The sequence below is a fragment of the Pseudoalteromonas sp. B160 genome (genome assembly GCF_037162485.1).
Classification (GTDB): domain Bacteria; phylum Pseudomonadota; class Gammaproteobacteria; order Enterobacterales; family Alteromonadaceae; genus Pseudoalteromonas; species Pseudoalteromonas rhizosphaerae.
The window spans coordinates 3,681,346-3,697,152 of the sequence record NZ_JARLUX010000001.1 but is presented as its reverse complement, the minus strand read 5'-3'; the positions used below and the strand labels follow the sequence as shown (position 1 = coordinate 3,697,152).

At 39.2% G+C, this 15,807-nt stretch carries 8 protein-coding genes and 1 pseudogene; 1 reads left to right on the top strand and 8 read right to left on the bottom strand.

Features of this window, described 5'->3' with window-relative positions; genetic code table 11:
* Positions 1-30: 30 nt before the first annotated feature.
* Entirely contained in the window at positions 31-2,064 is a 2,034-nt protein-coding gene (locus tag P4S61_RS17215; protein ID WP_337118729.1) for a DNA internalization-related competence protein ComEC/Rec2, read from the bottom strand.
* Between the two features lie 225 nt (positions 2,065-2,289).
* On the opposite strand from P4S61_RS17215, the gene P4S61_RS17210 reads away from it, so the two are divergent.
* Positions 2,290-2,799 carry a DUF2062 domain-containing protein gene (locus P4S61_RS17210; protein ID WP_145233835.1) on the top strand — a complete coding sequence of 170 codons (510 nt, stop codon included), beginning with the start codon at positions 2,290-2,292 and terminating at the stop codon, positions 2,797-2,799.
* A gap of 108 nt (positions 2,800-2,907) precedes the next feature.
* Here P4S61_RS17210 and P4S61_RS17205 read toward each other — a convergent pair whose 3' ends face one another.
* The 7 genes and pseudogenes from P4S61_RS17205 to P4S61_RS17175 all read right to left on the bottom strand — a co-directional run bounded on the left by P4S61_RS17205 (position 2,908) and on the right by P4S61_RS17175 (position 15,640).
* Complete coding sequence (locus tag P4S61_RS17205; RefSeq protein ID WP_337118728.1) at positions 2,908-4,641, bottom strand: DUF3466 family protein; 1,734 nt, start codon at positions 4,639-4,641, stop codon at positions 2,908-2,910.
* Between the two features lie 11 nt (positions 4,642-4,652).
* A pseudogene (gene uup / locus P4S61_RS17200) lies at positions 4,653-6,571 on the bottom strand (ATP-binding cassette ATPase Uup).
* A gap of 15 nt (positions 6,572-6,586) precedes the next feature.
* Complete coding sequence (locus P4S61_RS17195; protein ID WP_182730950.1) at positions 6,587-6,823, bottom strand: glutaredoxin family protein; 237 nt, start codon at positions 6,821-6,823, stop codon at positions 6,587-6,589.
* Positions 6,816-8,933: a bifunctional 23S rRNA (guanine(2069)-N(7))-methyltransferase RlmK/23S rRNA (guanine(2445)-N(2))-methyltransferase RlmL gene (rlmKL, locus tag P4S61_RS17190; protein WP_145233826.1), complete on the bottom strand. Its 2,118-nt coding sequence runs from the start codon at positions 8,931-8,933 to the stop codon at positions 6,816-6,818. The genes P4S61_RS17195 and rlmKL overlap by 8 nt, the downstream gene beginning before the upstream one ends.
* A gap of 89 nt (positions 8,934-9,022) precedes the next feature.
* The gene (locus tag P4S61_RS17185) at positions 9,023-9,553 is read right to left on the bottom strand and encodes a cell division protein ZapC domain-containing protein (RefSeq protein ID WP_145233823.1); all 531 of its coding nucleotides are present in this window, start codon (positions 9,551-9,553) and stop codon (positions 9,023-9,025) included.
* Between the two features lie 120 nt (positions 9,554-9,673).
* Entirely contained in the window at positions 9,674-10,684 is a 1,011-nt protein-coding gene (gene pyrD / locus P4S61_RS17180; protein ID WP_145233821.1) for a quinone-dependent dihydroorotate dehydrogenase, read from the bottom strand.
* A 114-nt stretch (positions 10,685-10,798) separates the two neighbouring features.
* Positions 10,799-15,640 (bottom strand): NAD-glutamate dehydrogenase, encoded by a 4,842-nt coding sequence (locus P4S61_RS17175; RefSeq protein WP_182734765.1) that lies wholly within the window; start codon positions 15,638-15,640, stop codon positions 10,799-10,801.
* Positions 15,641-15,807: the final 167 nt, after the last annotated feature.

Below are 15,807 nucleotides of genomic sequence, written 5' to 3'. Positions count from 1 at the left end.
ATTGTAGCCTCCAGTTGCACAAAACTAAACTCAATCTTTTAGAAACCAATAACTTTCATCTTCACGAGCTAGGTTTACTGTGTAGTGATGTTGATAAAACTCAATTTTAACCTGCCCTTTTTCAGCTGTTGTATATTGTAAAGCGTGCTGCTTAGCATAACGTGATAAAACTTCTGTACGTGGAAATTGCCACTGCCCTTTATATGCCGTTGAATGAATAACAACCTCAGGAGCAACCGCATGAATAAATGCATCACTTGATGAGGTATTACTACCATGGTGAGGACTCAATAATACCGTACTTTTAAGCACACCTTGCTGCTGGATTAGTTGTGCTTCTCTTTTTGTTGAAATATCACCAGGAAGCAAAACACTGAACCTGCCATCACTGATATGCACTACACAAGAGTTATCATTGTCAGTTATTAAATGCTGTGCCGGCTCGCTCACGGTAATGATTAAGTCATAAAAACTATATTCGCCCGCTCTGCAAACTTGCTCTGGGCCAGTTGGTTGTAGCAATTTAAAAGTATGCTGGTAACCATGCTCTAACCAATGGGTAAGCCCTCCGGCATGGTCTTTATCCATGTGGCTAATAAGCGAAACTTCAACATCAATACCGTTTCTTTTTAAATAGGGTATTAAGGTTCTATTGACCCGCGTAAATGTATTAAAATAAATTGGGCCAAGATCATAAATAAAACCTTTGTCTTGATTACTGACTAACACCATGGTGCCATGACCCACATCGAATACATTAAGCTGCCAGCGCGGTTTGGTCAGTAAATAGTGATCGAGTACAACCAGTAGTAATGGTATGCATGCCAACAAACGCCAGGGCAAAAAACACACAATTATTGCTGCAATATAGCTACTAACAAGCAATTGCTGGCTAAAATTTGTGGTATCAAACCAACGAAAATTCTGTGGGATCAACAATAAGAGCTGATAAATATGCTGTAATAATGAATCAAACACACTAATCAACCCGCTAATATCAATAAATACACTGATTGCGGAAAATAATACTAAGCAAGGCATGATAATAAAACCAAGTAATGGGATAGCCACTAAATTAACAACTAAGCCAATTACGCTGACCCCATTGAAATAATAAAGCGATAGCGGTAATAAACCAATAAACAAAGCAAACTGTAGGGTAATGAGTGTTTTTATGATGGCTAAAAAGCCGGAGCTGGTTATGGTTATGACACTAAAAACCCAAAAGATAATTGCTACCGCAGTGAATGAAAAATAAAGTCCTGGATTAAGTAAACTAAATGGGTCGATGAGCAATACACATACTAATGCAAACAAGATAAATCGCCAGCGCAGTGCCTGTTTAGCAAAGTAATAAATAACTAAATAACATCCTAACATGATCAAAGCGCGAGTTGCCGATACGATAAAACCACTTAAGTACACATAACTAAAAGCAAGCACAAATCCACCTAAACTATAAATAAGCGACAAATTGATCTGCTGTACTGTTGGTTTAACCACAAAAATAAAAAAACTTATTAAGTAGCGGGTTATAAAAAAACCGATACTAAACATCAAGCCAATATGTAATCCAGAAATGGCTAATAAATGGCTAATACCAAATTGTTGTAATTCTTGCTTTTGTGAAAAACTCATAGCACTGCGGTCGCCAGTCATTAGCGGATAATACAGCCAATTTAGCGAGTTATGTTGGTAGGTGTGTTTGATAAAATCACGGTATTTTTCAATTAGGTCAGCTTCATAGTTATTAGAGATTTCGATAATACTACCAACTTGCTTGCCTTTAAAAAATAGTCGCTCACTAAATGCGTAACGCTCTTTATCAAACACATCATAATTTTTTTGGCTGCGATATTTTTCTAATTCAAGCCACGTTTTAACATGATCACCCACCTTAAGTAACTGGTCGTTATTAAAAGTCAGCAATGCAAAAGGAGGCTTAATATTTGATAGAGGTTGATTATCTATCTTATTGAGCCGAACTTTTAAATAATAGTGATCACGCTGAGAAATAACCTCAACAATCGTAATATTACTTAGATATGGTTTATTTTCATCCAAAGCCAAGCTGGAAATTGCGTAGAAGCTGGTAAAATGTACCCATACACACAAAATTCCACAAATAAAACCTAACAATACACTGTAAAACGGCTTAAAATAGAGACTCGCAATTAACAGAGATAACGCGAAAACTGTAAATACAAGGGTCTGATAATAAAAAACGGTTATAATACAACCAACGACAAACCCAACGCTTAACCAAACAGATGTAAATGGTTGCTTTAAATGGCTAAAAAAACGATCCAACGGTTTTTACCCGATCACAATAAAGTTAAACATCATAAATATTTAAAAATTTTTGGTCGTTTACTCCACGATGCCAATCTATGGCATTTAAATCGTCGTTCAGCTCGTGGGGCATTTTCCGTCGGTTTATTCTTTGCTTTCATTCCGGTTCCTTTTCAGATGGTGCTTGCTGCTGCATTGGCAATTCCGTTACGAGTAAATCTTCCTATTTCTGTCGCAGTAGTTTGGATCACTAATCCGCTAACCATGCCACCTATCTTTTATTGTTCGTATTTAATTGGCACATTAGTGTTAGGACAGCCGGAACAACATTTTGCATTTCAACCAAGTTGGCAATGGTTTATGGAAAGCTTAACAACTATTGGCCCTGCTTTTTTAGTTGGCTCTTTGATCAGTGCTTGTATCGCATCAGTAATAGGCTACTTCGGTGTTGATTTACTATGGCGTCGTTCAGTGCGTAAAGCATGGTTAAATCGTCATAAAAAATAACTGTTTCTAATTTAAAGTATAGACAAAAAAACCTGCTTAGCAAAGCAGGGTTTTTTTTCAATACTAAGTGACCGTTAATGCTGGATCACCCAGTAATAATTTCAAAAACTAACGAAATATACGACGTAGACCAACTAGAGGAAGTAATAATAACGTATACCAAGGGAAACTAGACGATTGACGCTCATATGTGTCAGTTTCAGGATCAGAGCAGCTATCAATAGTCCCATTAATAGGAGATAACTTCACTGGCACAGCAATACTTTCGTATTCTATCTCACCATTAATATCACGAACAATACCACCTAATGAATCAGTTTTTTCTACTGTTTTAGTAGCAACACCAAAAATTTCATTTTTATTGTTAATCACTTTCGCTTCTGCAACGACATAACCATAACGAGTTTCACCGTCTGCTTCATAGCAAGGCAGTAAATCATTTATGTTTGTAATCGCATCTTCACCAATCTTGTACAGGAAACCTTCTCGGCGACGCGCACCAACATTAAATACGTCAGTTTCACCTTCACCAACAATATAACCATTATCATTAATATCATTGGCAACTGAAGTAGAACTATTAAAGAAATCTTTTGGGAATACAGTACTGCTGCTGGCAATATCATGATAGAAAAACTTAAGACGATCAGCGCCTTCAATTCTTTTTATACCATAGCCAACAATAATGTTATTTTCATTAATGGCTACTGACTTACCACCAGTCCAATCATCTTCTTGATTGAGGATTTCAGCAACGTTACCGTCTTTGTAATAAACAGGTAATGCTCTGATTGTTGACGATCTATCATTATCACGAATGTCAGAGTAACCAGCAACAATGCCATTACTATTAACAGCGAGTGCATTACTTATAAATGCAAACCCGTCATCCTCTTCTGGCGTAAGGCCTAAACCAAGCGGTTCAGTTTTAGTAATATTTAAGTTTGTATCAAGTGTCCACTTAATAGCACGGCTATCAAACAGTCGTGATGATGTACTTCTATGCAAATTTTCAATACAAACACTGACAGGTTCATCTTCACCATCACAGTTATCATCAATATTTTCTTGTCTATCAACTGGGATCCCCGTTGATACTTGCCCGACTACAATATATCCTGTGTTGGTTTTAACTATACCGTTGGCTGAACTTAAGCCGCCATGTTCAGCATATTCTGGCACTAATGGCACATTTAAACCGGATGGTGATATAACAACGCCACGGGAGATAAAATCACGCACAAATTGTGTTTCTTCTTCAGTTTCACCATCAGGAAGAAAACTGGTTTTTTCATAAGGCGCACTGCCCCAACCTACCGTAATACCGTCTTCTGCTACTGCATTATAGTTATTGCTAACTGATCGTGTTAGGCCATCATAATCAACTGATGCAACATCAAAAAGAACTTGTTCTTGCGCTATACCGTCCAAAATATTGTAACCGATGATATTAGCCAATTTTTGATATTCTGGGTTGTTAGCTTGTGCTGATAAAAATGAAAGCATAAAACTATGTGCGTCTGGGTTAGTCGCCGCTGCATTATTGTTTTCAATATCATCTAAGGTAAAGGTAATTTCTTTATCAATTAACTCAAAGTAGTTTTCTTGGTTGCTATATGCATTTTTAATTAAGTTATCTGTAAAATCGATGTAACTCACATCTATGGGTAAGTTATATAAGCCGTTAGACTGCCCGATAATATAGCCGCTTTCGCTGACATCTTTTACGTAATTATGCTTGGCTTCGTCTAAAGAACTCAGCTCTGTCAACTGATATGTTGCACTGATTGCTGATGTACTCATCGTAGCTAGAATACTAGCCGCGAGTAATTTATATTTCATTTTAGTCCTTACTACTGATTCTTTAAATCTTCAAGTTCTTCCCAGCGCTCCAGAGCGGCTTCAAGGTCAGACTCAAGTTGTGCTAAATGGTTCAATTCTTTGGTTGTCGCACTGGCATCTTGTTTAAAGAAATCAGCGTCATTAACCACAACTTGCTGCGCTTCTAATGCTTGTTCAAGTTGTTCCAGCTTACTGGGTAATTGTTCTAATTCAAGTTTTAATTTGTAAGAGAGTTTATTACTTTTGTTATCTGCTTTAGCCACAGGAGCTGGTGCAACGACTGCTTCTTTTTTAGCAGGTGTAGTTAGCTGTTTTTTTGTTCCTGTGATAAATAATTAGCATAGGCTTCATAATCACTGTAACCACCGACAATATCTGTAATTACCCCATTACCTTCAAATGCCCAAACACTGGTACAGGTATTATCAATAAACTCACGGTCATGGCTTACAATTAACACGGTTCCCTGATACTGATTAATAATATCCTCTAACAGCTCGAGGGTTTCTATATCTAAATCATTGGTCGGCTCATCAAGCACAAGAATATTTGATGGTTTTAAAAATAGTTTAGCTAATAATAAGCGATTTTTTTCACCGCCAGAGAGTGCTTTAACCGGTGTACGAGCACGCGCAGGCGGGAATAAAAAGTCTTGTAAATAACCGAGTACATGACGTGAGCGTCCGCCCATCATTACTTCTTGCTTACCTTCGGCAACGTTATCTTGTACGGTGGCTTCTTCATCAAGCTTTTGGCGGTATTGATCAAAGTAAGCAAACTCTAAGTTCACCCCTTGCTTAACAATCCCTGCATCAGCTTCAATATCACCAAATAGCAGTTTTAATAAAGTCGTCTTACCAATACCATTAGGGCCAACTAAGCCAATACGATCGCCACGCATAACTAAAGTAGAGAAGTCATTGGCAATTACTTTGTCTTTATTAAATGCATGATTTAGATGTTTAGCTTCAAATACTAATTTTCCTGAACGGTCTGCCGTTTCAATATTGAAGTCAGTTTTACCCACTTGATCAACACGCTGTTTGCGTTCATTACGTAGCTGTTTAAGCTCGCGGACACGGCCTTCATTACGCGTTCGACGTGCTTTTACACCTTGGCGGATCCACGTTTCTTCTTCTGCTAAGCGTTTGTCAAATAATGCGTTTTGCGTTTCTTCTACTTTTAAATCATGGGCTTTTTGCTCTAAATAAGTAGCATAATCGCCAGGGTATGAAATCAGCTTACCGCGATCTAAATCTAAGATCCGCGTCGCCACTGCACGAATAAACGCACGGTCGTGAGAAATAAAGACAATACCGCCTTTAAACTCTTTTAAGAATTGTTCAAGCCACATTACACTTTCCATATCTAAATGGTTAGTAGGCTCATCAAGTAATAATAAATCCGGCTCACTGACAAGTGCCCGTGCAAGGGCAACTTTGCGTAACCAGCCACCAGAAAGTGATTCAAGTTTGGCTTCTGGTGCTAATTCTAACTGTGTTAATACAAGTTGAATTCTACTATCAAAACGCCAACCATCTGCAGCTTCGAGTTGATTTGATAAACGTTCAAGTTTATTAAGTAGTTTATCTGTGCAGTCAGTTTGTAACTCAGTGCTGACGTGATGAAAATCAATTAATAAATTTGCAATCTCAGGCATACCTTGAGCAACATAATCAAACACCGAGCCACTAGCTCCTTTTGGTGGATCTTGCTCTAGACGAGATATTTTAATACTACCTAACTGATTTATTTCACCATCATCTAAAATAACTTGGCCATCAAGGACTTTTAGTAACGTTGATTTACCCGCACCATTACGACCAACCACACACACACGCTCACCAGTTTCGATGACGGCATCAGCGTTGTCTAACAGTGGATGCGTACCATACGCGAGTTGAGCTTTAGAAATTCTAATTAAATCCATACTATCTGTTTACTCTTATTCTGTTTGCGTAAAAAACTGACGCACATCTTGCGCAGTGAAAGGCCAAAATAATTGCGGGCCTTGATCGCTTTTTAAAACGGGTATACTGGTCTGATATTCTGTAATTAATTCTTCATCACTCATAATATCAACAAGCTGTAACAGATCATCACCCAACAACGGCGTGATCAAGCCCTGCGCTTGCTCACATAAATGACAGCCATCGGTATGATACAAAATCCACTTAGCCATGGGTTATCAACCAGCTATTATGTATTTTTTTATTGCGTTTAAAGTCAGGAGAAATCGTCTGCTCTGAAATATTAACAGCTTTTAAGCCTAAGCCAATCAAGCCCACTTCATCCATGGTGAAGCCACGCATATTATTCGAGAAAATCAACGTGCCAGATGGACTGAGAATTTTTTTAACCCATGTCAGTAATTTAATATGATCATTTTGTACATCAAAAGCATCTTTCATGCGTTTTGAATTTGAAAACGTTGGCGGATCTAAAAAGATCAAATCGTATTGGCTTGTGGCATGCTCAAGCCACTTCAAACAATCAGCCTGTTCAAAACGATAACGGGTATTACTGATATTGTTCAGGTCAAAGTTATCTTGGCCCCATTTCAAATAGGTTTTCGATAGATCAACCGTGGTTATCGCTTTAGCGCCACCCAGAGCTGCATGTACAGAGGCTGTCCCTGTGTAGGCAAATAAATTCAAGAAGCGTTTATCTTTGGCATTTTCTTGGATATAACGACGAGCAAGACGGTGGTCTAAAAACAAGCCAGTATCTAAGTAATCAAATAAATTGACTTTAAACTTCGCGCCAAACTCCTCAACCACTTGAGTACGATTTTGCTTAGCCATTGGTGTGTATTGCTCTTCACCTTTTTGCTTTTTACGTACTTTTACAGCAATATTTCCAGGTGCGATATTGAGCTGCTGTGAGGTTAACGAAATCACGTCTTGTAAACGTTTGTGCGCTGTTACATCGTCAATTTCTTTCGGCGCAGCGTACTCAAATATTACCGCTGAATCACCATAAATATCAACGGCTACATTGTATTCAGGAATGTCAGCATCGTAGACACGATAGGCCTGCACATCATTTTGTTTGAGCCAATTTTTCAGGCCTTGCTTATTCTTTTTAACCCGATTAGCAAACGACATTGAACCTTCAAAGTTCAATGCAGGCTTATCTTCAGTTGTTTGGCTGACTTGTTTGTCATCAAGTTGATATAAATTAAGTACCACATCAAGTGGACCATTTTTAAATTTATAACGCTTGAGTTTCACCAGCTTTAATAATTTAAATAAACTCTCATCCATGCCTAGTAGGGCAAGTTTCCAGTTATTAAAATGTTTTTTAAAGCCTGTACCTAAAGCACTGTGTAAACTTACCAACTCAGCCATCGAACCAATACGTTCACCATACGGTAAATTTGAAATAACCACACCTGGTAATTTTGCCACTGAGGTAAGCTTAGTTGCATCGCTTTGTTTAAACTTGATCACATCACCTAGATCAGCTCTACGAGCATTATCTACTGCTTTGCTTAGTACATTAGCGTCATTGTCATGGCCAATAAGCCATAGTTTAGGATCTGTAATTTGTGCTGTAAGCTGCTCTTTTAACTCTTTGTATTTAGCAATACGGAAACTTGGTAAGCGCTCAAATGCAAATCCCTCACGGAATAAACCTGGCGCTTCATTACGCGCCATGCCAGCAGCTTCAATCAAAATAGTGCCTGCACCACAGCAGGGATCAAATAGCGGCTGTTGAACATTGTCAAGCCAACCGCTGCGTTTGATCAGTGCTGCCGCTAAATGCTCTTTAATAGGTGCCTTACCTTGACCTTCTCGATAACCACGTTCAGATAAACGCGGTCCTGAATAATCGATATACATGGCCACACCTTGACGCGATAAACGCGCAACAACGCGTACATTGGCATCTTGTTTATCAACGTTTGGCCGCTGTTCAAATAAATCATTAAAATAATCAACAATCGCATCTTTGATCACTAAACCTGAGAACTGGGTATTTTTAAGTGAGTCGTTGGTACCATTAAAGTCGACTGCAAAAGTTTGCGTTGGACCAAACCATTCCTGCCAAGGCTGTGAGCGAGCAAAATTGTAAAGGCTTTCTTTATTATTTACGCCCTCTTTCTCTTCGATCAACATCAGCACTCGTGTCGCGAAGCGGCTCATTAAACAGACCTTTTGTGCTAATGTAGTGTCGGCGTCAAAACGCACAGAACCAACTGTTTGTTTGGTCACCGTAGCGCCAATGTCAGTAAGTTCATCAACCAATAAATTTTCGATTCCGATAGAAGTAAGTGCGATAAAATGCAAAGTAATAACCCTTAATAGCTAATTGCGCGGGATTATAACATAGGTTGGGAGACAAACACGCGATAAACAAAGGAACTATAAAAAATATGCTAGGCTGTTTTACTGTTTTGTGCGTGGTTATAAATTGGATGGACACGATTGTTAAGTATACGAATAGCTTCAAATTGATTAAGGCTTAAGTTTTCATCAAGCTTAAAATGCTCAGATAGACAAATGCATAAAGAGGCTTCTTTACAGTGGTCAACAATCAAAAACTCACCACTTTGTTCGCTAGTTTGCAATTTTATAACTGCTTCTATACTGGGCTCATTGCCTTTGTAGGGTTCGAAAAACCAACTTTTTGCCAGCATTGGCTTTAAATAAAATTTAGCTGCTGTCGCATTTAGCGCAATTTGACATAGCTGCGCGCCATTCCATAGATTAAATCCAGCAAGATATTGGTAAACCTGCTGATAAAAGGCGGCATCTTCTAAACTAAAGTTAGGTTGGGTTAAAATAGCATCGGTGAGTTGACGTAGTTTATAAGGCGTGCACAGCTGCATATCTTGATCTAAATCGATCAATAAACGATTTCTTACTGGACAAGCAATCCATTTCCACTGCTTTGATGCTTGTAACATGCGTTCCCTACGCCCTTACTAATTAATCTTATGAATATTGTAGTATAGCGGCTTTTGACCAATTAATATATATTTCTTTAGAACATTTATTGAACGATCAAAAGCTTAAATAACGGATCCTTATAAGCCTTGCAGGATCGTTTTTACCAATTGCGGTCCTTTATATATAAATCCAGTGTATACCTGTACAAGATCTGCACCTGCTGATAATTTTTCTTTCGCACTGGCTGCATCATCAATTCCGCCCACTCCAATGATCGGCAACTTACCTGCGGTTAAACGTTTTAATTCTTGCACTACATGAGTGGATCGCTCACGTACTGGCTGACCTGACAGGCCTCCGGCTTCATCAGCATATTGTTGTCCATGCACCGCAGCGCGCTCTAAGGTAGTATTCGTCGCTATTACACCATCGATGTTGTTATTTAATAATGATTCACTAACTTGAGCTATTTGCACAGCATCAAGGTCTGGAGCAATTTTTACTAGCATTGGCACTTGTTTATTATGTTTGGCGATCAAATCAAGCTGCTCATTTTTAAGGCTTTGCAATAGATCATCCAGTGCAGCACCATATTGCAGATCACGAAGTCCAGGCGTATTTGGTGATGAGATATTGACAGTAATATATGAGGCATGTTCAAACACTTTACGCATACAGTGGATGTAATCGTCTTTACCTTGTTCATTTGGGGTATCTTTATTCTTACCAATATTGATACCTAGAATGCCGTCGTATTTAGCAGCCTTAACGTTATTAATTAGGTTATCAACACCTTTATTATTAAAGCCCATACGATTGATAATTGCATTTGACTCTGGCAGACGGAAAATACGCGGCTTGTCATTACCGACTTGTGGACGAGGTGTCACAGTACCTACCTCAATAAAGCCAAAACCCATCTTTGCAAACGCATCAATACATTCTGCATTTTTATCAAGGCCAGCTGCTAATCCTACTGGGTTTTTAAACTGTAAACCTAAAAATTCGACTGGACGATCTGCCACTGATTGCGACCATGCAGCACTGAATGGGGTATTGTTAAAACGGCGTAAGTTATGAAGTGCAAATTCATGGGCCCATTCCGCATCACGGGTGAACATAAAACGGCGAGCAAGATCGTAAAACATGAAATAATCCTCTTAATAAAAAAATACCCCAGACTAGGCTGGGGTATTGTATAACAATTTTAACGATTAACTCATTATTTTCATGTGGGAAAATAATCAGTCAGTATCAATTGCTTATTTTGCAGATGTATCACAGTTATGACTAAGTAGCATAAGTTCACGTAATGCAACTGAGAACTTAGCAAAATCATGACTTTGTGAAGTCTTAAATTCAGCTAACATTTGCTTCCAGCGTTGTAGTAATAAATCTTGGCTGTCCATCCACTGATCAATTTGACCGTCAACATCTTTGTTATCACCAGCAAAGTTATTTAAAACAACTTCAGATAGTGTACGTTGTTGCCAATCAAGCTCTTCACGGTATGAAGCGCGGGCCAATGCTTGCCAATGATTCGCCACCGGCTGATGAGTAATTTGGTCAAGGAACCAATGCAGTCCCATCCGTGCACCTAGTTTGAAGTAGGTATTAGATACCATATCAATACTACGCCCTGAATTTGCAGCAACTTCTGCTAAGTCCATTACTGAGAACAAGCTAGAGAGCGATACAATACGTGTTGCAAGCTCAGCTGGCACTGCACTTTCAATAAGCTTGTCTGCGGCAGCAGATAAACGTTCACTTTCTTTTTCAACCATGTAGTTAGTTAAGTTTGCACTTAAATCAGCGAAGGTCGGTGCAAAGAAGGCAATTGTTTGCTCAATATTTTGCGCTTTATTGCGATGACGTAAGAACCAACGTGTTGCTCGGCGTACTGTACGACGTAACTGATACAACATTTCAGTTTGCACTGCGGCTGGGATCTTGTTATCAAGATCAACAATTGCAGACCAAGTATCACGCATTTGGAATACTTCACTTGCAACAGAGTAACATAACGCTATTTCAGCTTCGTTTGCGCCAGTTTCTTCATGCATACGTACCATGAAGTTCAGACCCATATCGTTAACGATATTATTAGCTAATTTAGTAGCAATAATCTCTTTACGCAGTGGGTGATTATCCATCGCAGTATTGAACTTTTCACGTAGTGGTAAAGGGAAAGACTTCACTAATAGCTGACGATAATATGGATTTTCTGTGATGTCGTCAGTCACGAGTGACTCTTTAAGTACCATTTTAGCGTACGACACAAGCACAGATAACTCTGGGCGAGTTAAATCTTTACCCGCTGCAGCGCGTTCTGCCAACTCTTCATCGCTTGGAATAAATTCAATTGCACGATTTAACTTGCCATCTTTTTCAAGGGCATGAATAAAGCGTACTTTTTCTTTAAGCGTTGATGAGCCTTTTGATTGCGTAATTGACAGTGTATGCGTTTGGCGATAACAATCTTTCAGTACCAGTTGTGCAACTTCATCGGTCATTGAATACAGTAGTTCATCACGTTGTTTACGCGTTAAATCACCGGCTGTAACTAAACCATTAAGTAAAATTTTGATATTTACTTCGTTATCAGAACACGCAACACCACCTACGTTATCGATGAAGTCAGTATTAACGCGACCGCCTTTAGCAGCAAATTCAATACGTCCTAATTGGGTTGCACCTAAGTTGCCACCCTCACCGAGTACTTTTGCACCAAGCTCACTACCATTGATACGTAGGGCGTCATTTGCACGGTCGCCTACATCTGCATCGCTTTCTTTACTGCTCTTGATGTAAGTACCAATACCGCCATTCCATAATAGATCGAATTCCATCATTAAGAATGCTTTGATCAACTCGTTTGGTGTCATGCTGGCTTTTTTAGTGCCCAACATTTTTTTCATTTCTGGCGTTAAAGTGATTGATTTAGCCGCACGTGAGAACACCCCGCCGCCCGCTGAAATCAAGTCTTTGTTGTAGTCTTCCCACGATGAACGAGGTAAGTTAAATAGGCGCTCGCGCTCTGGGTAAGACGTTGCTGAATCTGGGTTTGGATCAACAAAGATATGCATGTGGTTAAATGCCACTTGTAAACGGATATGCTTGGATAACAACATACCATTACCAAATACATCCCCAGCCATATCACCAATTGCAACTACCGTAAAATCAGTTGTTTGTGTATCAATGTCCATTTCGCGGAAATGACGTTTAACCGATTCCCATGCACCTTTGGCTGTAATACCCATTTTCTTATGGTCATAACCTACTGAACCACCTGATGCGAATGCATCACCTAGCCAGAAGTTATATTCATTGGCAATGCCATTGGCAATATCAGAGAAAGTAGCTGTACCTTTATCAGCTGCTACAACCAAATATGCATCATCTTCATCATGACGAGTTACATCAACCGGCGGCACAATTTCACCTTGGATAATGTTATCTGTGATATCTAATAAACCACGAATGAAGATTTTGTAACACTCTTGGCCTTCTTTGAAGAATGCGTCACGATCCGTTGGCAGTTGTTTACAAACAAAGCCGCCTTTTGAGCCTACAGGTACAATAACTGTATTCTTTACTTGTTGTGCTTTAACTAGACCAAGTACTTCCGTACGGAAGTCTTCACGACGGTCTGACCAACGCAGGCCACCACGCGCAACTTTACCACCACGTAAATGCACACCTTCTACACGTGGAGAATAAACAAATATTTCAAATGCCGGTAATGGCAATGGCATATCTGGAATTAAGCTTGGATTTACTTTGAACGACACATAAGACTTAAACTGACCTATGTCATCTTTTTGGAAGTAGTTAGTACGCAGCGTAGCAATGATCATATCGACGTATAAACGAATAATACGGTCATCATCTAAGTTAGCAACGTTTTCAAGTTCTACATAAATTTGTGCAATTAGCTTATCAAGCGTTTTAACACTAGCAGGGCTTTTAACAGAGAACTTTTTAGCAAATAAATTAACAATTTGCGAACCAATGTGCGGGTAATTAGCTAATGTGCTCTCGATGTAGGTTTGCGAGAAAGTAACCCCAACTTGGCGCATGTATTTTGCATAAGCGCGTAAAATTGACGCTTCGCGACCAGTTAAGCCACCCATTAGCACTAAACGGTTAAAGCCGTCATTTTCTAAACGGTTACTCCACACACTAGTAAGTGCGGCACGAAAACGTGCTGATACTTTATCGAAATCTGCAATACCTTTGCTATCAAGTAGCATTGAGAAATCCATGATCCAGTTGATACGGCCATCGCTGGTTTTAACCGAATAAGGCGTTTCACCAATGACGCGCAAGCCAAAGTTTTCAAGCATTGGCATAACGTCTGATAAATGGATTGGCTCATCTTTGTGGAATAAGCTCAAACGTACAATGTTGCTGTTCGCTTCTTCTTGCGGACGGTAAAACAACATTTCAAGCTTGTTATCGTCATTCAATAGTTCAAGCTTTTCAATATCAACAACAGCGGCACTTGGGAGTACTTCATCTTTGTAAGAACGAGCAAACGCATTACAATATTTGCGGTTTAATTCGTTACCACGTGCTTCACCAGCAGACTCTAACAGTGCTGATTGTAATTTATCTTCCCAAGTACGAGCGGCTTCTACTAAATTATTTTCGATGTCTTTCACGTTATATTCTATATTGTTGTCAGTCACACGCACGGTATAATGAGTACGCGCCAGTGTAGACTCAGAGAAGAAGGTAGTAAATTCGACTTTATCGTCTGAATTAAATGCATTGCCTAAAATATCTTGTGTTTCACGGCGCAGCGCTGTGTTATAACGCTCACGCGGTACATAGACCATGCAAGAGAAAAAACGACCATAAGCATCTTTACGCACAAATAAGCGACACATATCGCGCTCTTGTACTTGTAAAACACCCATTGCAACTTCAAGTAACTCGCTTTCACGGGCCTGAACAAGTTCATCACGCGGATAGGTTTCAAGAATATTTAACACCGCTTTATAAGCATGAGTGCCTTTGGCAAAATCACACATTTCCATAATGCGATTTATTTTACTTTTTAAAACCGGCACATCAGCAGCGCTGTTGTTATAAAAACTTGATGAAAACAACCCGATGAAACGGTCTTCGCCAATCACATTCCCCTCATCATCAAAACGCTTAATACCAACATAATCGATGTAAGCTGGGCGATGTACGCGTGATAGCGAGTTAGTTTTAGTAAGGATCAACAAGTTATTGCTACGGGCTTCTTGACGGGCAACTTCTGGTAATTCAGATAATAGGCGAGAATGCTCTTCGGTTGAATTTTTCATTAAACCTAAGCTACCCTCGATTTTACCTTTGAGCTGGTAATCGCCTTGTACTGGCGACAAATCGTATTGGCGATAACCCATTAATGTAAAATTATCTTTTACTAACCAATCTAAGAATTCAACAGTCTCTGCAACTTCACTTGCATTGTTGTTATGGTTACGTTTTGGTAATTCTTTACTGACCGCAATTAACTTTTTGCGGATTGGTTGCCAATCTTCTACCGCAGTAGACACATCGTTCAACACTGACTCAAGCTCTTTTTTGAACGAGTCAATCACTGAAGAATCTGTTTGGCGATCAATTTCGATAAAAAACACTGTTTTTGTAGAGCTAGACTCTTGTTCGGCTTTTAAATTTGATAAAGCTGAAATTTTAGCGTTTTTATCGCGTTGAATCTTAAGTGGGCTGTGTAATAGCAAGTGAGATGCGATATTTTCGCGGGTCATCGCCATACGAACAGAATCAACTAAAAATGGCATATCTTTAGCGATAATTTCGACGATTGTGTGTGATGACTGCCAGCCATCTTTTGCTACTTCAGGATTGAAAACGCGGATCACCGCATCATCAGAGGTATTTTTTTCTAGCGAGTTCCATAGGCTAAGTGCAGCGCCATATAAGTCACTATCATTGCGATGTGCCAAATCTTCTTTAGACATATTGCTGTACAAGGATTTGGCGAATTTCTCAACGAGTAACACATTATCAGCGTGAACTTTTTTCTGGATCAGCTTACAGACATTATCTAAGATAACCGAGGCTTGCCCTTCATTTCGTGTCATTACATGTTCCTTAAATCTATACCACCTACTTAGATGGAAAATTTGTACAGCAATTTATTGTGTGGAGTCAGGCAAATTCTAACCCTTTTAAAATTAATAAACAGCCCTTTCGATGAAAACATTTTAAGCATTTCAGCTATTTGGTCATCTATTCACAAATTATAGAT

Coding starts and splice junctions, on each gene's coding strand:
- P4S61_RS17210 (WP_145233835.1), top strand. CDS start 2,290: ATGGCTAAAAAAACGATCCAACGGTTTTTACCCGATCACAATAAAGTT.
- P4S61_RS17205 (WP_337118728.1), bottom strand. CDS start 4,641: ATGAAATATAAATTACTCGCGGCTAGTATTCTAGCTACGATGAGTACA.
- P4S61_RS17195 (WP_182730950.1), bottom strand. CDS start 6,823: ATGGCTAAGTGGATTTTGTATCATACCGATGGCTGTCATTTATGTGAG.
- P4S61_RS17185 (WP_145233823.1), bottom strand. CDS start 9,553: ATGTTACAAGCATCAAAGCAGTGGAAATGGATTGCTTGTCCAGTAAGA.
- pyrD (WP_145233821.1), bottom strand. CDS start 10,684: ATGTTTTACGATCTTGCTCGCCGTTTTATGTTCACCCGTGATGCGGAA.
- P4S61_RS17175 (WP_182734765.1), bottom strand. CDS start 15,640: ATGACACGAAATGAAGGGCAAGCCTCGGTTATCTTAGATAATGTCTGT.